Below are 20,835 nucleotides of genomic sequence, written 5' to 3' on the forward strand. Positions count from 1 at the left end.
CGCGGCCCGGGGTCGCTTCGTGTGTCGCGTTGGGCGGAGCCCCGGATGTGGCCGGGCATGTGGCCCCGGATCGCCTCGTATAATGCGGCGATCGCCCGATTCCCCTCATTACACGCGCCGCCCCGCCCTCGCTCCGTGAACGTCCCGCTCCTCTTCCGCCCCGCCCCCGACGCCGTGTACGGCTTCCCCGGCGCGCGCCGCCTCGCCGGCGTCGATTCGGCGTGGCAGCGCATCGAGGTCTGGGACACGCCGCAACTCGGCTGCCTCTTCGCACTGGACGGCCGGCCGATGACGTCCGCAGGCGACGAATTCGTCTATCACGAGTGCATGACGCACCCGGCCGCGCTCACGCACCCGGCGCCGCGCGCGGCGCTCGTGCTGGGCGGCGGTGACGGCGGCGCCGCGCGGCAGTTGCTTCGCCACCCCGGGATCGAGCGCATCGTCGTGGCCGAACTGGACCCCGAAGTCGTGCGGCTGACCGGCGATTACCTGCCCGAGGTGCGCGGCGGCGCTTTCGACGACCCGCGCGTGGAACTGGTGATCGGCGATGCCGCGGCCTTCGTGGCGCGCACGCAGGAACGCTTCGATCTGGTCGTGTTCGATCTGACCCCGCCCGATTCGCCGGCCGCCGGCCTGTACACGCCGGCGTTCTACGGCGGGCTCAGGCGCGCGATGACCGACGATGCGCTCGTTTCGCTGCACCTCGGCTCGCCCTGGCACCACGCGGCGCGCATCGAAACCTTGCTGGAAAACCTGCGCGGATCGTTCGCGCACGTGCGGCCGCTCGCCGCCTACGTGCCCCTGTACGGCTCGCTGTGGCTCATGGCGGTCGCAAGCGACCGGCTGGACCCGGCGGCAATGGACGCCGCCGCGCTCCGCACCCGCATGGCCGCGCGCAGCATCGCAGGCTTGCGCTTTTACGACGCCGGTCTGCACGCGGCGCTCTTCGCCCTGCCGCTCGCGGTTCGCGATAAATTAGACCAGGTTCTGGACCGGTCCTTGACCGTCAGGCGGGGCGACGCGGCACAATGACCGGCTGGCGGCCACCGTCTTCGAAGCACAACACCGAAAACCTGGAGAAACCCGATGACCCCACCCCGCCCCGCCGGCGTGCCGTGGCTCACTCCGTATCTGACGGTGCACGACGCGCGCGCCGCCATGACGTTTTACGAAGCGGCTTTCGGTTTTGCCGTGCGCGACTGCGTGGAAGACGACGGGGCTGTGATGCACGTCGAAATGACCTGTCACGACCAGTTGATCGTGATGTTCGCGCCCGAGGGCGCGTTCGGCTCGACGGCGCTCACGCCGAAGAGCGCCGGGGCCGTCGCCCCGCAATCCTTTTACCTGTATGTCGACGACGTCGATGCGGTTTATGCGCGAGCCCTCGAAGCCGGCGGCAAATCGCTGAGCGAGCCGCAAGACCAGTTCTGGGGAGACCGTTTCGCGCAGGTCGAAGACCTGGACGGCTACCGCTGGGCACTGGCTCGCCACCTGTCATGATTGAATGGGAAACCGTCTTATGCCCCGTTTTTTTGTCGCGACTCCGCTGCAATCCGGCGACGTCGTCACGCTGCCCGACGAGGTCACGCGCCACGTTCAGGTGCTGCGCCTGCAACCTGGCGACAGGATCGCGCTCTTCAACGGCACCGGGGGCGAGTACAGCGCGGAAATCGTCGACATGGAGCGCCGCGACACCAAAGTGCGCGTCGATACGTTCGTCGATATCGATTGCGAGCCGCCGTACCGGCTCACGCTGGCCCAAGGCATTGCCGGCAACGACAAGATGGACTGGCTGATCGAAAAGGCCGTCGAACTGGGCGCGGCGAGCTTCGTGCCGCTCACCGCGTCGCGCAGCGTCGTGCGGCTCTCGGGCGAGCGCGCCGTGCGCCGCCAGGCGCACTGGCAACGCATCGTGCAGGCCTCGTGCGAACAGTGCGGGCGCAACCGCATGCCCGAAGTCGCGGCGCCGCGCGAGCTCGGCGCCTGGCTCGACTCGATGCCCGCGGCGCCCGCGCAAGGCGAGCTGCGCGTGCTGCTCTCGCCGCGCGCGAGCGTCCCGTTCTCGTCCTTGCCGGCCGACCCGCCGGGCGGCGAGATCACCGTGCTGGTGGGACCGGAAGGCGGATTGTCTTCGCAGGAGGAGGCCGCGGCGCTGGCGTGCGGCTTTGTCGCGCTGGGGCTCGGGCCGCGCGTGCTGCGCACCGAAACGGCCGGCATCGCCGTGCTCTCGGCGCTCGCCGCGCGCTGGGGCGGCTGGTAAAAATGACAAGGCCCGCCGATGGGCGGGCCTCTCAGGAATCTGTCGCGCGGATGCTACGGACAAGCCCGGTCGAGCACAACCGGACCACAACCCGCGTACGACATTCCAACGGACTGCTGACGACAAGCGTCAGGCGAACGAATAAAAAACGCGGAACGGCACCTTGCGCTCGGCCCAGTATTCGGAGGCCTCGCGGAACACGTCCAGCAGCGTCTCGCGGCCGTCCTTGTCGAACTTCTGGGCGATCGGCAGACCGTCCAGCACGACCACGAAGCCGGGCTGCTCGCCGGCCTTCTGCACCAGGTCGGTGAGGCAGTCGTACAGGCCGTCGTAGTTCTTGCCGAAATGCTTCGGAAACAGAAACGACGTGGAGATGGTTTCGAGCACCTCCTGCTTGCTCTGCGCCGTTGCGCAGTAGGCATAGAGGAAATGCTGCTGGAGGCGCTGCGCCTCGTCGTGCAGATCCTGCACGCGGAACGCACGGATCGACTGGACGATGTTCGGCGGAACGGTCGAGAACAGGCTCATGCCTCCCTCGTTTGAGAGTTGCGCGCCGCCCTCGCCGCGCGCGGTTTCAGGCTGCTCGTTATGCTTCATCTGCATGACGCGCTGGAACAGGTTGCCGTCCCCGGACGCGAACAGATCGCTCGCGACCCGCGGGTCGTGCGCGTAGATGTTATCGCTCATGCCGCTCTTCCCGGTGTCATTCAACAATTCGCTTAAAACTGGCGTAGTGGTCGTCGGAGTAGTAGCAGTTGTCCGTCTGCCGCAGCGGACCACCACAAACGATGCGTCTCGCGCCGCGGTTGCGGGCGCGGGGCGTGGGCACCGTGTACTCGTGGTAGTAGCCGCGCCGGTGCGGCGGCAGGACCCGCTCGAAGTTGCCGAACACCACGCCGTCCTTCTCGTACGGGTAAGGTCCGCCCGCGCCGATCAGGCTGAGCGTGCTGGCCGCTTCCGGCGGCAACTGGCCAACCGCGATCGTGCCGACGCCGGCTGCGGCGTAGTCGCTGGGTGTGCTTCGCGCCTGCGCGCAGTCGCTGGCTACCGTTGCAAACGTTGCCAGGGCACAGAGCGTTGCGACCGTCGCCACGCGGCGAATACTGTCAAAACAACGACTTAGGCGGGCAGGTTCAGCCACCCCATCGTGCCCCAGATTACGCAGCCCCATGCGCGCCATCGACTCGATTCCCGCTCGTTGGTTCCTGCGTTCGACGACCATGAAAGGTGTAAGGGTATCGCTAAAGCCCCCTGGAAGCAACGTTCGCCGGGCCGGAATATAGGGGTATTGACGGTGCGCGATGGCCGGATTGGTAAATTTTACAATGGTCAGGCACCGCGAAAATGGGCCCGCAACAACGGCGGCCGCGGGCTCCGCCAACCTCTCATTGCGGGGAAATGGCGGCCCGACCGGCGTGCCCATTGCGGGCACGCCTCTTTTTTCAGAGCGATCGAATGATTGCCGGGCCTGCGGCCCCTTCGGCGGCACGCAACCGTGCCGCCAGCTCGGCCACCGGCGCGCCGGCCCTTACCTTAGCGCGCCGCGTTCACGTCCGTGACCAGAAGCGCCGTCATGTTGACGATACGGCGCACCGTGGCCGAAGCCGTCAGCACGTGCACGGGCTTCGCCGCGCCCAGCAGGATCGGGCCGATGGCGATGTTGTTGCCCGCGGCCGTCTTCAGCAGGTTGTACGAAATATTCGCCGCATCGATGTTCGGCATGATGAGCAGGTTGGCGTCGCCCTCCAGCGTCGATTCCGGCAGGACCTCGCGGCGCAGGTTCGCGTCGAGCGCCACGTCGCCGTGCATTTCGCCGTCCACCTGCAGGTCGGGCGCGCGCTCCTTGAGGAGTTCCAGCAGGTCGCGCATCTTCTGCGCCGAAGGTGCGAGGCTCGAACCGAAGTTCGAATGCGAGCACAGCGCGACCTTCGGCTCGATGCCGAAACGGCGCACTTCTTCCGCCGCCATGATCGTGATTTCGGCCAGTTGCTCCGGCGTCGGGTCGATATTGACGTGGGTATCGACGATAAAGATCTGGCGGTTGGGCAGCACGAGCCCGTTCATCGCGGCATACACGCTGCAGCCTTCCCGCTTGCCGATGATCTGGTCGATGAAGTGCAGATGGCGGTGCGTCGTGCTGATCGTGCCGCAGATCATGCCGTCGGCCTCGCCCCGCTCCACCAGCATCGCGCCGATCAGCGTGGTGCGGCGGCGCATTTCGAGCTTCGCCATCTGATGCGTGATGCCCTTGCGCGCCATCAGCTTCGCGTAGCTTTGCCAGAAGTCGCGGTAGCGCTCGTCGTGGTCGGTGTTGACGACCGTGTAATCCTGCCCCGCCACGAGGCGCAGGCCGTAGCGCGCGATGCGCTGCTCGATCACCGCCGGGCGGCCGATCAGGATAGGCTTCGCAAGCTTTTCGTCGACGATGATCTGCACCGCGCGCAGGATGCGCTCCTCTTCGCCCTCGGCGAAGACGATGCGCTTCTTCTCCGGTTCGACGGCGCGCGCGATCTGGAAGATCGGCTTCATCGTCGTGCCGCTGTGGTAGACGAACTGCTGGAGGTGCTGAACGTAAGCGTCCATATCTTCGATCGGACGCGTGGCCACGCCCGAATCCATGGCTGCCTGCGCCACGGCCGGCGCGATCTTGACGATCAGGCGCGGATCGAAGGGCTTCGGAATCAGGTAGTCGGCGCCGAACTGCAGGTCGTGGATGCCGTATGCGGTCGCCACCACGTCGCTCTGCTCCTGGCGCGCCAGTCCCGCAATCGCATTCACGGCCGCGATTTCCATCTCGCGCGTGATGGTGGTGGCGCCCACGTCGAGCGCGCCGCGGAAGATGAACGGGAAGCACAGCACGTTGTTCACCTGGTTCGGGTAATCGGTGCGGCCGGTGGCGAGCACCGCGTCCGGGCGCACTTCCAGCGCGAGTTCGGGCAGGATTTCCGGCGTGGGATTGGCGAGCGCGAGGATGAGCGGCTTCGCGGCCATCTGCTTGACCATTTCCGGCTTGAGCACGCCGCCGGCGGAGAGGCCGAGGAAAATGTCCGCGCCTTCGATCACTTCGGCGAGCGTGCGCGCGTTGGTCTCGCGTGCGAAGCGCTCCTTGTCCGGGTCCATCAGTTCGGTGCGGCCCTTGTAGACCACGCCGGCCAGATCGGTGACGACGATGTTTTCGAGCGGCAGGCCGAGATCCACGAGCAGGTCCAGACAGGCGAGCGCCGCCGCGCCCGCCCCCGAGGCGACGAGCTTCACGTCCTTGATGTCCTTGCCCACGACCTTCAGACCATTGGTGAACGCTGCCGCCACCACGATGGCCGTGCCGTGCTGATCGTCGTGGAAGACCGGAATCTTCATGCGCTTGCGGGCTTCGCGTTCCACGATGAAGCACTCGGGCGCCTTGATGTCTTCCAGATTGATGCCGCCGAAGGTGGGTTCGAGCGCGGCGATCACATCGACGAGCTTGTGCGGGTCCGACTCGTTGAGTTCGATGTCGAACACGTCGATGCCCGCGAACTTCTTGAAGAGCACCGCCTTGCCCTCCATCACCGGCTTCGAGGCGAGCGGGCCGATGTTGCCGAGCCCCAGCACGGCCGTACCGTTCGAAACCACCCCCACGAGGTTGCTGCGCGCCGTGAAACGCGCCGCATTGAGCGGATTCTCGACAATCGCCTCGCACGCGAACGCCACGCCCGGCGAATACGCGAGCGAAAGATCGCGCTGGTTGATCATCTGCTTCGTGGGCGCGATGGCGATCTTCCCGGGGGTGGGAAACTCGTGATAGTCGAGTGCGGCTTCGCGGAGTTTGTTCGTGGCGGGATTCGACATGGGCGGGGAAGTGTGAAGTGCAGATTAGAATGGGGACTCCAAAGCATTGTAGCGCCATTCCGGGGCACGATTCCTTACAGTTCGGGCGCAGGTGCCACGACTGAAATGGCGCCAAAATAGTGCCGCACGCGGCGGTGTCCGCGGTGCCGGGGGTGTCGGTCATTTCGTGCCCATCGTGCTCGCCTGACGCCGCTGCGATCCGGGCCCCGGCCCGCTTCTTCCATCCCTCACCCTTTCGACATGCTTTCCGAGTTCTCCCTGATCGACCGGTATTTCGCCAGGCGCGCCCGCGCGAACACGCGCCGCGCCGCACTCGGCATCGGCGACGACTGCGCGCTCCTCGCGCCGCCGCCCGGCGAGATGCTCGCGATTTCCACCGACATGCTCGTGGAAGGCCGCCATTTTCTGCCCGATGTCGATCCTCACGCGCTCGGCCACAAGGCGCTGGCCGTGAACCTCTCCGACCTCGCCGCCATGGGCGCCGCGCCGCTCGGCTTCACTCTTGCATTCGCCTTGCCGAAGCCGCGCGAGGACTGGCTCGCCGCCTTCAGCGCCGGGCTCTTCGAACTGGCCGACCGCTACGGCTGCGAACTGATGGGCGGCGACACGACCGCGGGGCCGCTCAACCTGTGCCTCACGGTGTTCGGCTCGGTGCGGCAGGATCTCGCACTGCGCCGCGATGCGGCCCGGCCCGGCGACGACATCTGGGTATCCGGCACGCTCGGCGACGCCCGCGCGGGGCTTGGCGTGCTGCGCGGCGAGCCCGGCATGGCCCACGCGGATGCCGCCGACGCGGCCGTGTTCCGCGCGGCGCTCGAACGGCCCGAGCCGCGCGTCGCGCTCGGTCTCGCGCTGCGGGGCGTCGCGCGCGCGGCGCTCGACATCTCCGATGGCCTCGCCGGCGACCTCGCGCACATTCTCGAACGCTCGAACGTGAGCGCGCGCGTGGACGTGGATGCGATTCCGCGCTCCGCGGCGCTCGCGCGCCTGCCGCTCGCCGTGCAGCGGCAATGCACGCTGGCGGGCGGCGACGATTACGAACTGTGCTTCACCGCGCCGGCCGCGGCGCGCGACGCCGTGGAGGCAGCCGCGCAACAGGCCGGTGTGGGCGTTACGCGCATCGGTACAATAACTTCCCTCGACCCGGCCGATGTATCGCGCGCGGCAACGACGATCGCGTGGCACGACGGCACCGGCGCGCCGCTCAACCTGACGTTGCAAGGCTTCGACCACTTTCATGCAGACTGAACCCACGCCGACGCCCGCCGACGATCTCGCCGCGGCGGCGCACCCGGCTGCCGCCGCTTCGACACCCGGCCCGGCCGCTCCCAAAGGCCCGCGCCGGGCGGACGCGCCGTTCATGCTCACGCACCCGCTCCACATCGTCTCGCTCGGCTTTGGCTCGGGGCTCTCGCGCCTCGCGCCCGGCACGGCCGGCACCTTGTTCGCATGGGCCGCGTTCGAGGTGCTGAACCGCTACTTCACGGTGCTCGACTGGGGTCTTCTGATCGTCGCGGGCTACCTCGCCGGCATCTTCATCACGGATTACACGGCAAGGAAACTGCGCGCCGACGACCCCTCCTGCATCGTGTGGGACGAGATCGTCGCGTTCTGGCTCGTGCTGCTCATGATCACGCCCGTCGATTTCACGGGCAAGCTGTGGTCGTTCGTCGTCTTCCGGTTCTTCGACATGGTGAAGCCCCCGCCCATCCGCTACCTCGAACGCCGCTTCAAGGGCGGCTTCGGCATCATGCTCGACGACCTCGTGGCCGCGTTCTTCACGCTGCTCGTGATTGCGCTCTGGCGCATGTCGGTTTGACGGGACGGCTGCACCGCCCCGCTCCACGCTCACTGGATTACCTGCAATGCCTACCGATTCCGTCGTCCACCAACTCGCCATCCGCGCCGGCAACAAGCTGCGCGACGCCCGCCTGATGCTGACCACCGCCGAGTCCTGCACGGGCGGCATGGTCGCCACGGCGATCACCGACATCTCGGGCAGCAGCGGCTGGTTCGAACGCGGCTTCGTCACCTACTCGAACCAGGCGAAAAGCGAAATGATCGGCGTGCCGCCCGAGCTGATCGACAGGCACGGCGCCGTGAGCGAGCCCGTCGCGCGGGCGATGGCCGAAGGCGCGCTCGCCAACAGCCGGGCACAGGTTTCGCTATCGATCACGGGCGTGGCCGGGCCGGGCGGCGGCACGCCCGAAAAGCCCGTGGGCATGGTGTGCTTCGGCTGGAGCAACCGGCTGCACACGAGCGTCGAAACGCTGGTTTTCAAGGGCGATCGCGAGCAGATCCGCGTGCAGGCCGCAACGCACGCCCTGCGCGGGTTGCTCGCACTGATCGAAGAACAGGAACGCTGAACGCGGACGCGGCCTGCCGGGCGGCGCCCGCACACCGACTGAAGAGGCTGTCGCCATGGCAAACACGAACACCGCCGTCGAAGCGCTGATCCGCCGCTTCGGGCTCGAACCGCATCCCGAGGGCGGGTATTACAGCGAAACCTATCGCGCGGACAAGTTCGTGCTGCGCGAAGGCGCACCGGCCGCCGAGGGGACGCGCGCCGCCTCCACGGCGATCTACTTCCTGCTTTCGGACGGCGCCTATTCGGCCTGGCACCGCATCCGCTCCGACGAACTCTGGCACTTCTATGCAGGCTCGCCCATCGAGATCCATTCGATCGACGGGCGCGGCGTGCTCTTCACGCGCAAGCTCGGCCACGCGCTCGATCATCCCGGCACGGTCTTCCAGGCCGTGGTGCCGGCAGGGCACTGGTTCGCGGCGCGCTGCTGCGATCCGTCCACGTGGGCGCTCGTGGGCTGCACGGTGGCGCCGGGGTTCGAGTTCGGCGAATTCGAAATCGCGGATACGGAGAAGCTGGCCGCGCAGTTTCCGCTGCATCGCCCGATCATCGAACTGCTCGGCAAGCCCGCGGCGGTGACCAGGCGGGATTGATCAGCAGTCCATATGAAAAAACGGCGTGCCCGAAGACACGCCGTTCGTCGGATTAACGATACGCGTTGATCCTGTCGCGCGTCTCTCTGGCAGCCGTTGCAGCCGCCTGCGCGTAGTCCTCACCCTTGCCCGCGTAGAGGATGGCGCGCGAGGAATTGATGAGCATGCCCGTACCGTTAGCCGTGCGGCCCGCGCGCACGGTCGCCTCGACATCGCCGCCCTGCGCGCCGATGCCCGGAATCAGGAGCGGCATATCGCCCACGATGCCGCGCACGACCTCGATCTCCCTGGGGAACGTTGCCCCCACAACGAGGCCCAGGTCGCCGCTGGCGTTCCACTGGTTCGCCGCGAGGTCGGCCACGACCTGGTAGAGCGGCCTGCCGCCCGTGTCGAGAAACTGCAGATCGGACCCGCCGGGATTCGACGTGCGGCACAGCACGATCACGCCCTTGCCCTTGTGCGCGAGCCACGGCTCGATCGAATCGAAGCCCATATAGGGGTTCACCGTTACCGCGTCCGCCTTGAAGCGCTCGAATGCTTCGCGCGCGTACTGCTCGGCGGTGCTGCCGATGTCGCCGCGCTTGGCGTCGAGAATGACCGGCAGGCCAGGATGCTTTTCGTGCACGTGGGCAATCAGCGCTTCGAGCTGGTCTTCGGCGCGATGCGCGGCGAAGTACGCGATCTGCGGCTTGAACGAGCATGCGTAAGGCGCCGTGGCATCCACGATATCGCGGCAGAACTCGAAAATCGCGTCGCTGCGGCCGGCCAGTGCGGCGGGAAATTTCGTGGGCTCGGGATCGAGGCCGACGCACAGCAGCGAGCCGGAGCGCTGCCAGGCAGCATCGAGGCGTTGGGAGAAAGAGGTCATGGTGGAGGGTCGCGGCGAGCCGTTGAGGAGAAAACGGCGCGTATTTTACCCGGCTTGCTTGCGCGGCTTGCGGAACCGGGCGGCGCGCCGTCGCCGGACCGGCACCCGGCCACCGCTCTCCCGGGATGAATTCAGGCGCGCGCTTCGCGCGCCTGCCCCCAGGGAGGCCCTCAGCGCGCTTCCGCGCGCAGGCGCGCACCCTTGCCGTCGCGTGCGCCGGCGGCCTGGCCCCGGCCCCGGCCGCGCGGGGCCTTGCGGTGCGCACCGGCCGCCGCCCGCATGTCCATGCGCTCGACGCTGAAGCTGAACTCGCGCACGAGCCGCTCGCCGCGCGCGAGCACGGTCATGCCGTGTGCGCCGCCCCCGCCCGAAAGATTCACCGCGTTGATCGGATGATCGACGGGCTCGAAGCAGAAAAAGTCCTGGCCCGGCGGCGTGTAGAGCACGTAGTAGTCGGTGTTCGCACAGATCGACAGCGAGAGCCGCCGGCGCTCCCACACCACGGCCGCGCGCCCGCTCCAGCCGCTGAAGGCGTGGTTCACGAGGGTCTCGGGCAGCGGGTACGCCACGCCGAATTGCCACGCGGGCGGCGCCGGCACATGCCGCACCGGCAGCCAGTCCTGGCCCGAGAGCCACAGGCCGCTTGCCGGGGCCGAAAGCTCGGTGCTCGCGTCGCGCGCGAGGAAGGGGTGCACGCCCAGCCCGAACGGCAACGCGTCACGCCCGGTGTTCTCCACTTCGAGCTTCATGGTGAGCGTCGCGCCGTCGAGCGCATAGGTGATGGCCGCGCGATAGGCATAGGGCTCGCCCCGGCTGTGGTCGAGCACGAGCCGCACGTGCTCGCGGTCGGCCTGCTCCACCTGCCACGGCACGAGCCAGCCGTCGCCGTGAATCGGCAGCGGTTCGCCAGCGCGATTGCAGGGCACCTCGATATCGCGGCCGCCGAAGTGAAAGCGCCCGGCCGCGATGCGGTTCGACCACGGCAACAGCGGATAGCACGCGAGTTCGTTGGGGTCCATGCGGGCGCTCACGTGTTCGCAGCGGCGAAACACGGGTTCGAGAGCCCCTTCGCTGCGCCAGTCGAAGCGCGTGATGCCCGCGCCGAGCTGCGGTGCGACGTCGAGCCTCAGGTATGCATTGGCAAGCGTCACGCAATCCACTTCCCCGGTGCCGGCCGCGCCGATGGCAACGGCCGAAGTACTGGGCCCGGGCATGACAGGATGGGTGGCGGCCTCCAGCCGCGCACGGCGCGCAGCGGCCGGCGCGCCGGTGGAACGCAGAGATTGACGCAAGGCGGAATTCGGGACGCTCATTGGATGCTCCTCGAGAGGCATGGATTGTCGCCGCCGGCGAAGGCGGCTCACGGGCGGTCTGCCGATGCGCCGATCCAATCTCATGGCGCGGGCGACCGCTTCTTGTGTTCACCCTTCTTGTGCCCTTCTAGTGCTCTTTTTTACCGTCTTCTTACGCTCTTCTTGTGCTTGTTCTTTTACTCGTCCTGGCAAAGTCGGCTGCGGACCGGCCATCTCCTCCCACCGCTGCAACTGTTGCCGTACCGCAACGTCCATCCCTTGATCTGCACAGCCCACGAAGCGTGAACCCGCATGCGGCGGGGCGCAAACGATGCACCAGAAAGGCGCACCGCCGCCCCTTCAACCGCGCCGCCGGCTGCCCTGAAAGAGCGGCTCGGCAACGCCTGTGCGGCCGGCCGGCGCAGCGTAGACGCCGCCCGCATGCACGTCGCGCGCAAGCGCTTCGGCCGTGAGATCCGCGCGCGCGCTCGTGACGTAAAGCGTGTCCAGCAACGCACCGCCGAGCGTAACGCAGCTTGGCTGCGCTGTGGGAATCTTTACGCGCGCGGTTTCCCGGCCCCCGGCGTCGTAGCGCACCACGCGCTCGCCGCCCCATTGCGCGTTCCAGAGACCGCCATCGGCATCGACGGTCGAGCCGTCCGGCACGCCCGTTTCATCCGCAAGCGCGACGAACACGCGGTCGTTTGCAATCGTTCCATCGGCGCCGTACTCGCAGGCGCGGATCTGGCGCGTGGGGGAATCGCAGTAGTACATCGTCGCGCCGTCCGGGCTGAACGCGATGCTGTTCGAAATGGCCGGCGCCGGCAGCGGCAGGCGCTCCAGCGTCAAGTCGCGGTTGAGGCGGTAAAAGCCGCCTATCGTCTGGACCAGCGCCGCCTCGTCCTTGGTGCCGAACACGAAGCGCCCCTGGCGGTCGCAGCGGCCATCGTTCACACGCGTATTCAGGTCCGGCTCGATTGCGACGATCGTTTCCAGATCGCCCGTTGCCAGATCGAAGAACGCCAGCCGCGAGGCGAGCCCGAGCAGCAACGTGCCTTCGTCCTCGCACAGCGCAAAGCACCCCAGCCGCTCCGGCATCTCCCACGTGACGTGCGAACCGTCGCGCGGGTCGTAGCGTGACAGGCTGGCGCCTTCGATATCGGTCCAGTAAAGGCGGCCGCTTCGCGCGCACCAGGTCGCGCCTTCGCCCAGCAGGTTGCGGGCATCCACCAGCAGCGCCGCCGTGGCGGCGGCGTCTGCATTTGCATCTGCATCGGTCTTTGCGTTCATGCCCAGCCTCCGTCCACGACGATGTCCTGCGAGGTAATCATGCGGCTGTCGTCGGCGGCGAGGAAGAGCGCCATGCGCGCGAGATCCTCGGGCAGCAGTTCGGCGCCGATGCACTGGCCGCGCCTGATGGCCTCGCGGCCTTCGTCGTCAAGCCACAGGCGCCGCTGCTTGTCGGTCATCACCCAGCCGGGCGCAAGCGTGTTCACGCGGATGCCATAGGGCCCGAGTTCCTTCGCGAGGCCCCGCGTGAGGCCCTGCACCGCCGACTTGCTCATCACGTACACGGGATAGTCGCTGTTCTTCAGCATCCAGCTGATCGACCCCATGTTGATGATCGAGCCCGCGCGCGCGGCCTTCATGTCCTCGACCACCGCCTGGGTGGCGAACAACTGATGCCGCACGTTCACGGCGATGCCTTCGTCGAACGACTCGGGCGTAACGTCCGCGAGCGCATGGCGGCGGTCGTTCGCCGCGTTGTTCAGCAGCACTTCGATGGGGCCGAACGCCGCTTTCACGTCGGCAATCGCCGCGCGCAGCGCGCCGATATCGGTGAGATCGCAGGTGACGAAAAGCGGCTTGTGGCGCGAGTCGCCGAGCGAATCCGCCAGCGCGACGCCCGCGCTCGTATCGATGTCGAGAAAGCCCACGCGCGCGCCCTGCGCGGCGAAGTGCTCGACGAAGGCCGCGCCGATGCCGGTCGCGCCGCCCGTCACGAGGACGACGCGATCGACGAGGCTCGGGTAGCGCGCGTAAGGCTCGTGCGCGTGGCGCGCGACGGCATTGGCGGGAGACGACATCGTTCGGATTCCTTGAGAGTTAGTCGCGTGCGCCGCGGTTCTTCAACTGGTCGAGCAGCACCGCCGCGAGCAGGATCGCGCCGCGCACGAGGTACTGGTAGAACGCGTCGATGTTGAGCAGGTTCATCACGTTTTCGACCGTGCCCATGATCAGCACGCCGATCACCACGCCCGAGATCGTCGCGCGGCCGCCCAGCAGCGACACGCCGCCCAGCACGCAGGCCGAGATCACGTTCAGCTCGAAGCCTTCGGCCGCATTCGGCTGGCCCGAGGTGATGCGCGAGGCAAGAATCACGCCGGCGAGCGCGGTGACGGCGCCCTGGATCAGGAAGATCCAGACGCGCGTGCGCTCGACGTTGATGCCCGCGAGACGCGAGGCTTCCGGATTGCCGCCGATGGCGAGCGTATTGCGCCCATAAACCGTGTGATTGAGCATCACGCCGAACACGATGAAGCAGATGAGCGTGACCCAGATCGGCAGCGAAACGCCGAAGAAGGCCATCGTGCCGAGCGCGATGAACGCATCCGACGACACGCCCACCGCCTGGCCATGCGAGACGATGAAACCGAGACCGCGCACGATCTCCATGGTGGCGAGCGTGGTGATCAGCGCGTTGATGCGCAGGTAGGCAATCACCGCGCCGTTCACGAAGCCGATTGCAGCACCCGCCGCCACGGCGGCGATGATCGCCACGAACGTGCTGTTGGTCGCGTTGAGCACCATCGCGCACAGCACGCCCGCGAACGCCACCGTGGAGCCCACGGAGAGGTCGAAGTCGCGCGAGGCGAGACAGAACATCATCGTGCAGGCCACCATGCCGATCTGCGAGACCGACAACGCGAGGCCCAGCATGTTCTCGATCGAAAAGAAGTGATCGACGGTCAGCGACATCACGACGAACATGATCACGAAGATCACGATCAGGCTGTACTCGGTGATCTGCTGCCACCACTTCTGCTTGTCGCTCGCCTGCGGAATCAGCGCGTCGGCGACACTCTTCGCGGCCTCGGCCGCCAGGTTTTCTCTCGCTTGCATTTCAGTCACTCCTCCCCGTCCACTCATGCAGCCATGGCCTGCGCGCGCTTAGGCAGCGCGAGGTCCAGCACCGCGTGTTCGCTCGCCGCGCCGCGCGGCAACTCGCCCGAAATACGGCCTTCGCGCATCACCACGATGCGGTCCGACACGCCCAGCACCTCGGGCAATTCCGATGACACCATCACGATCGCGCAGCCGCGTGCCGCGAGCTGGTAGATCACGTTGTAGATTTCGTGCTTCGCCCCCACGTCGATGCCGCGCGTGGGTTCGTCCAGAATCACGACCTTCAGGTCCGGCTCCGCGAGCCAGCGCGAAAGAATCGCCTTCTGCTGGTTGCCGCCCGAGAGGAAGCGGATCTTCTGGCGGCGGCTCGGCGTCTTGATCTTCAGCAGCTTGATGAAGCGGTCCGCCGTTTCGGCTTCCTTCTTGCGGTCGAGGAACATGCCCGCGCGAAGAAAGTGCCGGCGGCAGCTGATGTTGATGTTCTCCGAAACCGAGGCCATCGCAACAATGCCCTGCTCCTTGCGGTCCTCGGGGCACAGCACGATGCCGTTGCGGATCGCGTCGCCCGCGCTCTTCACCTTGATGGTCTTGCCATCCAGCACGATCTCGCCGGCGCTGCGCTTGTGCGTGCCGTACACGAGCTGCATGAGCTCGCTGCGCCCGGCGCCCACCAGCCCAAAGAAGCCGACGATCTCGCCCGCCTTCACCTCGAAGCTCGCGGGCTCGGCAAGCGGATGGCCCTCCACGCCGCGCACCGCGAAGCGCACGTCGCCCAGTTCGCGCGGCGTGTAGTTGTAGATGTCGCTGATCTCGCGCCCCACCATTTCGGCGACGATGGTTTCGCGCTTCACGCCGTCGAGCGTTTCGTGCGAGGCCACCTTGCGGCCGTCGCGGAAGATCGTGCAGGCATCGCACAGCTCGTAGATCTCGTCCATGCGGTGCGAGATGTAGATGAGCGCGCGGTTGTCGGCACGCAGTTCGCGCACGAGCTTGAAGAGCACTTCGGTCTCGCGGTGCGAGAGCGAGCTCGTGGGCTCGTCGAGCGCGATCACGCGCGCATTGCGCAAGAGCGCCTTGCAGATTTCCACCATCTGGCGCTGCGCGATGGACAGCTTGCGCAGCTTCGCGGCCGGGTCGAGGTCCACGCCCATCGCCGCGAGCCGTTCGCGCACGAAGCGGCGCGCCTCGCTGCGCTTGACCCAGCCGAGCGCATTCGGCAGCGCGCCCAGCAGCAGGTTTTCGGCCACGGTCAGATCGGGCACGTACTGCAGTTCCTGGTGGATCACGGCAATGCCCGCGCCAATCGACGCGGCGGCATCGGCAAAGCGTACTTCGTTGCCGTCCACGAGAATGCGGCCCGAGTCCGGCTGGTACTCGCCGCCCAGAATCTTGAGCAGGGTGGACTTGCCGGCGCCGTTTTCGCCCATCAGGCCGTGCACCTGGCCCGCGTGCACGTCGAACGCCACGCCATCGAGCGCACGCACGCCCGGAAACACCTTGCCGATATTGTCAAAACGCAGCGTCGCTGACACTTCGGTTTCCTCTCAATCGATACACCCCAGGCACCTGTTCTGCCGTGCCGCACTGCCGGTGCGCCTCACATACGACACCGGCAGCCGACGGCAGGAAATGGCCGGCCCGAACACCCGCGAACGTCTGTCCGGACCGGGGTTCAAGCGCTTACTTCGACGCGAGACCCATCTGCTCGCGCACCTGGTTCACGTTGTCGCGCGTGGCCAGCATGCCCGTCGTCAGCGTGAGAAGCGGCGGCTCCTTGCCTTGCGTGATCCACGCGTACATCAGGTTCGAGGTTTCCTCGCCGTGGCGCTTCGGGCTGATGATCACGGTGCCGTAGAAGCCCGTGGGCTGCGGCTTCTTGAACTCGTTGAGCGCCGAGTCCGAACCGCCGATGCCGATGCCGATCATGTTGTCGGCCTTGAAGCCGCGGCCTTCCGCTGCGCGCACGGCGCCCAGCACGGCTTCGTCGTTCAGGCCGTAGGCCACCCAGTGCTTGAACTGCGGGTTCTTCGTGAGCGCGATGTTCGCGGCGTTGAAGGCGTTTTCCGTGTCGGTCTTCGCCTGCGGCGCCTCGATCACGTTCGCCTTCGGGAAGCCGGCGGCCACCAGCGCGTCGGTCGCGCCGGTCGTGCGGTCATGCGCCGTAGGCAGTTGTTCGTAGGTCACGTCGATGGCGCCCACGTCCTTCATGTCCCAACCGCGCTTCTTGATTTCGGCGGCAATGCCGTCACCCACCTGCTTGCCGATGTTGTAGGCCGAAATGCCCATGTGCGGCACCGACGCGATCGGCTTGCCCGCGCCGTCGACGAGACGGTCGTCCACCGTCATCATCTTCAGGTTGTCGGCCTTGGCCTTGGCGACGATGCCCGGCCCGAGCTTGACGTCAGGCGTGCAGATGATGAAGCCCTGGGCCTTTTGCGCGGCCAGGTTGTCGATTGCGCTCATCACCTTCTCGCCCGAGGGCGCGCCGATCTTCACGAGCGTGAAGCCGTCCTGCTTGGCCGCCATTTCGGCGAACTTCCATTCGTCCTGGAACCACGGCTCCTCGGGTTGCTTCACGAGAAAGCCGATCTTGACCTGATCGGCGGCCTGCGCGATGGGCGCCTCTACGAGCGACGCGCTCGCGGCAACCGCGGCAGCCATCAGCGTCAAAAAGATACGTCGTTGCATGGTGTCAGTCTCCTGTCTTCTTCATTCACTGGAAGGGTAGGCCGCCTCTTCTTCTCCCCGCCGATGCGCGCGGCCAGCGCTTCGGCGGATTCCTGCGTATTCGTGCTGACTGCTGCGTATTGCTATGGACTCCTTTACGACTTTCCGGACTCCCTCAATCGTGGTAGAGCGCCGTGCGCCCCCCGTCGATCGTAATGCAGCTTGCGTTGATGAACGGTGCTTCGTCCGAGGCGAGAAACACCGCCGTCATCGCCACCTCCTCCGGGCGGCCAATGCGCTTCATCGGCGAAAGCGCCAGCGTCTCGAGGCGCGCCGCTTTCGGGTCGGGCTGCGAATCCCACCAGTCGCGCGTGAGCTGCGTTTCGATGTAGCCCGGCGCGATGGCGTTCACCCGTACGTTCCGCGGCGCGTATTCGATGCCGAGCGCGCGCGTGAGGCCCAGCACGCCATGCTTGGCCACCGGGTAGGGAAAGCAGCCCGGAATGATCTGGAACGCGTGCGTGGACGCAATGTTCACGATGCTGCCCGCGCCGCGCTCGACCATGCCCGGCAGCACCGCGCGGCAGCCGTTCCACACGCCGTCCAGATCGACGGCGAAGCAGCGGCGCCAGTCGTCGTCGGTCATCGTGAGCGGGTCGGCAAACACGTTGATGCCGGCGTTGTTCACGAGCACGTCCACCGGGCCAAATGCGCGCGCGGCCTCGTCCACGGCTGCGCGCACCGAGGCGGCCTGGGTCACGTCGGTCGGCACGGCCAGCACCTTCGCTGCGTCATGCTGCGCGGCGATTTCGCGTGCCGTTGCCTGCGCCGTCGCGCCTTCGAGTTCCGCGAGCACCACCGCCGCGCCTTCCGCCACGAACGCACGCGCGATCGCCGCGCCGATGCCGCGGCCGGCGCCGGTCACGAGTGCGACCTTGCCCGCCAGACGGTTCATGCCCCGGCTCCCGCGTTCGCGTTCTTTGCGCTCTTTACACTCGCCAATGCGTCTTGCGTCGCGCGCCAGCCTGCGATGAATGCCTCCGCATGCGCACGCGTGGCGGCCACGTCCTGGCCCGGCTTGTAGAGCGCGGAGCCAAGTCCGAAGCCGCTCGCGCCCGCGGCAAGCTGCGGCCCCATGTTCTCGGGCGTCACGCCCCCCACCGGCAGGAGCGGCACCACAGCCGGAATCACCGCGCGCCATGCCTTCGTCACGGCCGGTCCCAGTTGCTCGGCCGGAAACATCTTCAACGCGTCGGCGCCATGCGTGAGCGCGGCGAAAGCTTCGGTCGGCGTGGCGACGCCCGGCACGCACGCCATGCCTTGCAGCTTCGCGGCGAGTATCACGTCGGTGTCGGCGTGCGGCATCACGATCAGTTCGCCGCCCGCGCTCTTTACGTCGCGCACGCGCGCTGTGGTGAGGACCGTGCCGGCGCCCACCATCGCATCGGCGGGAAGCGCCGCGCGCAGCGCCGCAATGCTGTCGAGCGGAGCCGGCGAATTGAGCGGCACTTCGATCAGGCGAAAGCCCGCGTCATAGAGCGCGCGGCCGTGATCGGCGGCTTCGGCGGGCGTGATGCCGCGCACGATGGCGACCATCCGGCAAGCGGCGAACGCCGCCACGAACCCCGGATGCGGCGTGTAGGGAGCGGGCAGATTCAGTTCGGATTCCATATCGTATTCCGGGATTCGGTTGCTCGGTTCATGTCGCTTCACTTCGGCTCAGGTCGGCTCAGGTCGGCTCAAGCGCGCGCTCATTGGGCGACGGGCGGCACGGGTGCTTTCGGCACGACGAGGCCCGCCTTCACCGCGATGTGCCACAGTCCGTGCTCGGTCGCCCGATGCGCGAGCCGCGCGCCCTTGCAGCCGAACTGCTCCAGCGCGAGCCGATAGCGCTCGCAGAGCGCATCGGTGCCAATCAACTGCGGCGCGCACGCGGCCAGCGACACATCGCGTCGCGCGAGGGAGGCCTCCAGCCCCAGCAATTCATGACCGATCACGAGGCCCGAGAGATAGTCGGGCTGCTCGTCGGCGGCGAGCTGGCCCGTCAGGCCCAGCGTGCGGGCGCTGAATGCTGTCGCCAGCAGACCCGCGCTGCCGTGCTCGCGCGCCACGTTCACGCCGCGCACGAACGCGGGCGTATCCGGATCGACGGGGTGCTTCATCGTGCGGCCCAGAATCGTATGGGCCGTAAGCGCCGCGTACACCTCGCCCGTCATGAAGGTGTAGAAGCGCGCGATGCGCCCGCCCTCCACCACCACCCATTTCGCGTGCGTGCCAGGCAGGCCGATCAGCGCCGTCTGGGCGTCTTCCGGCGCCCCGGCACTGCGCAGCGCACCAAAAACCTGGGTTTCCTCGCCGCGCATCACGTTCGGAAGCGCCCCCTGTTCCAGCACGCCCGGCACGACCGCGAGCTCGACGCCGCCCGCCGTGCGCACCCGCACAATGCCCGCCACCAACGCATCGGCGCTCGCCGGCGTTTCGACATAGGGCGCCTGCACCCAGCCCTGCGCGCTGCCCACCATGCCCGCCGCCAGCACGGGCAGCGAGGGAGCCGCGGCGAGCCAGATGCCGCACGCTTCGTCGAACGCGGCATCGAACCCGCCGGCTTCCGCGGGAACCGGCAGGTTCATGATCCCGGCCGTGGAAACGCGCGTGGCCAGCACCTCGCCCGCTGCATCGAACAGATAGGCGCGCAGCGACGTCGTGCCCCAGTCGAGGGCGATCAGCGCGGCGCGCGCGGCCATGTCCGGCGCGCCCTGAGCGAGCGTTGCGCCTTTCTCCTGTGCCTTCATCGGCGAATCCTGCGCGTGGCCGGTTGCGGAGCGCGCCAGCCGAGCTCCTGGGAAATCGCGCGCGCTTCGCGCTGCACGACGGGAATCAGCTCGTCCATGCGTTCGAGCGGCATGTACGGAATCGTGCTCGCCACCGAAAGCGCCGCGACGATCGCCCCCGACGCGTCGCGCACCGGCGCCGCCACGCAGCGGATGGAAATTTCGTTCTCCTCCAGATCGAAGGTGTAGCCGCCTGCCGAATAGGTCGCCATGCGCCTCATGAAGGTATCCGGGTCGAGACTGTGGTCGGGGCGAAAGCTCACGCCCGCGAGCGTGCGGCGCGAAGCGTCGAACAAGGCGCGCCACGAGGGCGGCTCGAGGTCAAGCATCATGGCCTTGCCGATGCCCGTCGAAGCGAGCGGCATGCGGTGCCCCACGCGCGAGCGCATTTCGAGGCCGCGCTGGCCGGGAATCTTGTCGATATAGAGCACGTCGTCGCCGTCGCGCACGCCCAGGTGAATCGTGTCGAGCGTGGCCTCGGCGAGCGCCTGCAGGTGCGTGCGGGCAACGGCCGTGAGCGGCATCTGCTCGAGCGCGATGGTGCCGAGTTCGATCAGCTTCGGGCCGAGCAGGTAGCCGCCCTGGACCTGGCGCAGGTAGCGCGCCTGCACGAGGCTGGAAACGAGACGGTGGGTCGTGCTGCGCGTGGTGCCGAGCACCGCGCCGAACGAGCGCAGGTCGCGCACGCCGGCCGCGGCGGCTTCGAGGATGGCGAGACCGCGCAGCAGGGTTTGCGTGCCAGCCTGCGTGGAGCCGTCGAGGAGCGTCCCCGGCAGGCCGATCTCGTCGTTGCCGGCGCGCGGCTTTTGCGCGGCGGCCTTGACATTCTCGGGACCGGCGTCGGCGGTATCGGCGGTATCGGCATCCGCGTCGGGCAGGCTCGCGGCGAGTGAGTTGGACATCGCTTTGGTCATGGCGGGGCGATGAAGGAGCGAAAAGGTCGGATTCGGGAAACGGACCGCGCGTCGTCAGACGCCGCGGGAGCCCTGGCACAAGGCGCAACGG

General features: G+C 67.5%; 20 protein-coding genes and 1 pseudogene. 7 read left to right on the forward strand and 14 right to left on the reverse strand.

What is annotated here, in order from left to right; translation table 11 throughout:
• Positions 1–135: 135 nt before the first annotated feature.
• From speE to BFE01S_RS33800, 3 genes are read left to right on the forward strand one after another with little or no spacing between them, the layout of a single operon-like run.
• A complete protein-coding gene (gene speE, locus BFE01S_RS41295; RefSeq protein ID WP_042339611.1) occupies positions 136–1,032 on the forward strand; it encodes a polyamine aminopropyltransferase in 897 nt (298 codons plus the stop codon).
• 54 nt (positions 1,033–1,086) lie between these two features.
• Positions 1,087–1,500 (forward strand): VOC family protein, encoded by a 414-nt coding sequence (locus tag BFE01S_RS33795; RefSeq protein ID WP_028229300.1) that lies wholly within the window; start codon positions 1,087–1,089, stop codon positions 1,498–1,500.
• A 19-nt stretch (positions 1,501–1,519) separates the two neighbouring features.
• Positions 1,520–2,260, forward strand: a complete 741-nt coding sequence (locus BFE01S_RS33800; RefSeq protein ID WP_028229301.1) for a 16S rRNA (uracil(1498)-N(3))-methyltransferase — start codon at positions 1,520–1,522, stop codon at positions 2,258–2,260.
• A 129-nt stretch (positions 2,261–2,389) separates the two neighbouring features.
• On the opposite strand, the gene BFE01S_RS33805 is transcribed toward BFE01S_RS33800, so the two are convergent.
• The 3 genes and pseudogenes from BFE01S_RS33805 to BFE01S_RS33815 all read right to left on the reverse strand — a co-directional run bounded on the left by BFE01S_RS33805 (position 2,390) and on the right by BFE01S_RS33815 (position 6,088).
• Positions 2,390–2,947, reverse strand: coding sequence for a barstar family protein (locus tag BFE01S_RS33805; protein WP_028229302.1), 558 nt, complete (start codon positions 2,945–2,947; stop codon positions 2,390–2,392).
• Between the two features lie 16 nt (positions 2,948–2,963).
• Positions 2,964–3,260: pseudogene (locus BFE01S_RS46440) on the reverse strand (ribonuclease); the annotation flags it as partial.
• Between the two features lie 533 nt (positions 3,261–3,793).
• The gene (locus BFE01S_RS33815) at positions 3,794–6,088 is read right to left on the reverse strand and encodes an NADP-dependent malic enzyme (protein WP_028229304.1); all 2,295 of its coding nucleotides are present in this window, start codon (positions 6,086–6,088) and stop codon (positions 3,794–3,796) included.
• Between the two features lie 240 nt (positions 6,089–6,328).
• On the opposite strand from BFE01S_RS33815, the gene thiL reads away from it, so the two are divergent.
• From thiL to BFE01S_RS33835, 4 genes are read left to right on the forward strand one after another with little or no spacing between them, the layout of a single operon-like run.
• On the forward strand, positions 6,329–7,336 hold the full coding sequence (gene thiL / locus BFE01S_RS33820) for a thiamine-phosphate kinase (RefSeq protein ID WP_028229305.1): 1,008 nt from the start codon (positions 6,329–6,331) through the stop codon (positions 7,334–7,336).
• Positions 7,326–7,907, forward strand: a complete 582-nt coding sequence (locus BFE01S_RS41300; protein ID WP_028229306.1) for a phosphatidylglycerophosphatase A family protein — start codon at positions 7,326–7,328, stop codon at positions 7,905–7,907. The genes thiL and BFE01S_RS41300 overlap by 11 nt, the downstream gene beginning before the upstream one ends.
• A 46-nt stretch (positions 7,908–7,953) precedes the next feature.
• On the forward strand, positions 7,954–8,454 hold the full coding sequence (locus tag BFE01S_RS33830; RefSeq protein WP_028229307.1) for a CinA family protein: 501 nt from the start codon (positions 7,954–7,956) through the stop codon (positions 8,452–8,454).
• Positions 8,455–8,509: 55 nt separating this feature from the next.
• The gene (locus tag BFE01S_RS33835; RefSeq protein ID WP_028229308.1) at positions 8,510–9,046 is read left to right on the forward strand and encodes a cupin domain-containing protein; all 537 of its coding nucleotides are present in this window, start codon (positions 8,510–8,512) and stop codon (positions 9,044–9,046) included.
• 52 nt (positions 9,047–9,098) lie between these two features.
• On the opposite strand, the gene pyrF is transcribed toward BFE01S_RS33835, so the two are convergent.
• From pyrF to BFE01S_RS33890, 11 genes are all read right to left on the reverse strand, one after another.
• A complete protein-coding gene (gene pyrF / locus BFE01S_RS33840; protein WP_028229309.1) occupies positions 9,099–9,914 on the reverse strand; it encodes an orotidine-5'-phosphate decarboxylase in 816 nt (271 codons plus the stop codon).
• A gap of 170 nt (positions 9,915–10,084) precedes the next feature.
• Positions 10,085–11,227, reverse strand: coding sequence for an aldose 1-epimerase (locus tag BFE01S_RS41305; protein WP_042339616.1), 1,143 nt, complete (start codon positions 11,225–11,227; stop codon positions 10,085–10,087).
• A 339-nt stretch (positions 11,228–11,566) separates the two neighbouring features.
• Complete coding sequence (locus tag BFE01S_RS33850) at positions 11,567–12,496, reverse strand: SMP-30/gluconolactonase/LRE family protein (RefSeq protein WP_042339618.1); 930 nt, start codon at positions 12,494–12,496, stop codon at positions 11,567–11,569.
• Positions 12,493–13,293 carry an SDR family NAD(P)-dependent oxidoreductase gene (locus BFE01S_RS33855; protein WP_028229311.1) on the reverse strand — a complete coding sequence of 267 codons (801 nt, stop codon included), beginning with the start codon at positions 13,291–13,293 and terminating at the stop codon, positions 12,493–12,495. Before BFE01S_RS33855 ends, BFE01S_RS33850 begins: the two co-directional genes overlap by 4 nt.
• Positions 13,294–13,312: 19 nt before the next feature.
• Entirely contained in the window at positions 13,313–14,329 is a 1,017-nt protein-coding gene (araH, locus tag BFE01S_RS33860; protein WP_028229312.1) for an L-arabinose ABC transporter permease AraH, read from the reverse strand.
• Positions 14,330–14,352: 23 nt separating this feature from the next.
• Positions 14,353–15,864: an L-arabinose ABC transporter ATP-binding protein AraG gene (gene araG, locus BFE01S_RS33865; protein ID WP_028229313.1), complete on the reverse strand. Its 1,512-nt coding sequence runs from the start codon at positions 15,862–15,864 to the stop codon at positions 14,353–14,355.
• A gap of 148 nt (positions 15,865–16,012) precedes the next feature.
• Positions 16,013–17,020 carry an arabinose ABC transporter substrate-binding protein gene (locus BFE01S_RS33870; protein ID WP_028229314.1) on the reverse strand — a complete coding sequence of 336 codons (1,008 nt, stop codon included), beginning with the start codon at positions 17,018–17,020 and terminating at the stop codon, positions 16,013–16,015.
• A gap of 154 nt (positions 17,021–17,174) precedes the next feature.
• Positions 17,175–17,954 carry an SDR family oxidoreductase gene (locus BFE01S_RS33875; protein WP_028229315.1) on the reverse strand — a complete coding sequence of 260 codons (780 nt, stop codon included), beginning with the start codon at positions 17,952–17,954 and terminating at the stop codon, positions 17,175–17,177.
• On the reverse strand, positions 17,951–18,670 hold the full coding sequence (locus BFE01S_RS41310; RefSeq protein WP_042339622.1) for a 2-dehydro-3-deoxy-6-phosphogalactonate aldolase: 720 nt from the start codon (positions 18,668–18,670) through the stop codon (positions 17,951–17,953). Before BFE01S_RS41310 ends, BFE01S_RS33875 begins: the two co-directional genes overlap by 4 nt.
• 80 nt (positions 18,671–18,750) lie before the next feature.
• On the reverse strand, positions 18,751–19,791 hold the full coding sequence (locus BFE01S_RS33885) for a 2-dehydro-3-deoxygalactonokinase (protein ID WP_028229316.1): 1,041 nt from the start codon (positions 19,789–19,791) through the stop codon (positions 18,751–18,753).
• Positions 19,788–20,744 carry an IclR family transcriptional regulator gene (locus BFE01S_RS33890; protein WP_028229317.1) on the reverse strand — a complete coding sequence of 319 codons (957 nt, stop codon included), beginning with the start codon at positions 20,742–20,744 and terminating at the stop codon, positions 19,788–19,790. Before BFE01S_RS33890 ends, BFE01S_RS33885 begins: the two co-directional genes overlap by 4 nt.
• Positions 20,745–20,835 lie beyond the last annotated feature (91 nt).

This window comes from Paraburkholderia ferrariae NBRC 106233, from assembly GCF_000685035.1.
Lineage (GTDB): Bacteria > Pseudomonadota > Gammaproteobacteria > Burkholderiales > Burkholderiaceae > Paraburkholderia > Paraburkholderia ferrariae.

Bases quoted from the DNA above. Each gene is read 5' to 3' on its own strand.
- BFE01S_RS33795 (WP_028229300.1), top strand. From the start codon at position 1,087: ATGACCCCACCCCGCCCCGCCGGCGTGCCGTGGCTCACTCCGTATCTG.
- BFE01S_RS33800 (WP_028229301.1), top strand. From the start codon at position 1,520: ATGCCCCGTTTTTTTGTCGCGACTCCGCTGCAATCCGGCGACGTCGTC.
- BFE01S_RS33805 (WP_028229302.1), bottom strand. From the start codon at position 2,947: ATGAGCGATAACATCTACGCGCACGACCCGCGGGTCGCGAGCGATCTG.
- BFE01S_RS33815 (WP_028229304.1), bottom strand. From the start codon at position 6,088: ATGTCGAATCCCGCCACGAACAAACTCCGCGAAGCCGCACTCGACTAT.
- thiL (WP_028229305.1), top strand. From the start codon at position 6,329: ATGCTTTCCGAGTTCTCCCTGATCGACCGGTATTTCGCCAGGCGCGCC.
- BFE01S_RS41300 (WP_028229306.1), top strand. From the start codon at position 7,326: ATGCAGACTGAACCCACGCCGACGCCCGCCGACGATCTCGCCGCGGCG.
- BFE01S_RS33830 (WP_028229307.1), top strand. From the start codon at position 7,954: ATGCCTACCGATTCCGTCGTCCACCAACTCGCCATCCGCGCCGGCAAC.
- BFE01S_RS33835 (WP_028229308.1), top strand. From the start codon at position 8,510: ATGGCAAACACGAACACCGCCGTCGAAGCGCTGATCCGCCGCTTCGGG.
- pyrF (WP_028229309.1), bottom strand. From the start codon at position 9,914: ATGACCTCTTTCTCCCAACGCCTCGATGCTGCCTGGCAGCGCTCCGGC.
- BFE01S_RS41305 (WP_042339616.1), bottom strand. From the start codon at position 11,227: ATGAGCGTCCCGAATTCCGCCTTGCGTCAATCTCTGCGTTCCACCGGC.
- BFE01S_RS33850 (WP_042339618.1), bottom strand. From the start codon at position 12,496: ATGAACGCAAAGACCGATGCAGATGCAAATGCAGACGCCGCCGCCACG.
- BFE01S_RS33855 (WP_028229311.1), bottom strand. From the start codon at position 13,293: ATGTCGTCTCCCGCCAATGCCGTCGCGCGCCACGCGCACGAGCCTTAC.
- araH (WP_028229312.1), bottom strand. From the start codon at position 14,329: ATGCAAGCGAGAGAAAACCTGGCGGCCGAGGCCGCGAAGAGTGTCGCC.
- BFE01S_RS33870 (WP_028229314.1), bottom strand. From the start codon at position 17,020: ATGCAACGACGTATCTTTTTGACGCTGATGGCTGCCGCGGTTGCCGCG.
- BFE01S_RS33875 (WP_028229315.1), bottom strand. From the start codon at position 17,954: ATGAACCGTCTGGCGGGCAAGGTCGCACTCGTGACCGGCGCCGGCCGC.
- BFE01S_RS41310 (WP_042339622.1), bottom strand. From the start codon at position 18,670: ATGGAATCCGAACTGAATCTGCCCGCTCCCTACACGCCGCATCCGGGG.
- BFE01S_RS33885 (WP_028229316.1), bottom strand. From the start codon at position 19,791: ATGAAGGCACAGGAGAAAGGCGCAACGCTCGCTCAGGGCGCGCCGGAC.
- BFE01S_RS33890 (WP_028229317.1), bottom strand. From the start codon at position 20,744: ATGACCAAAGCGATGTCCAACTCACTCGCCGCGAGCCTGCCCGACGCG.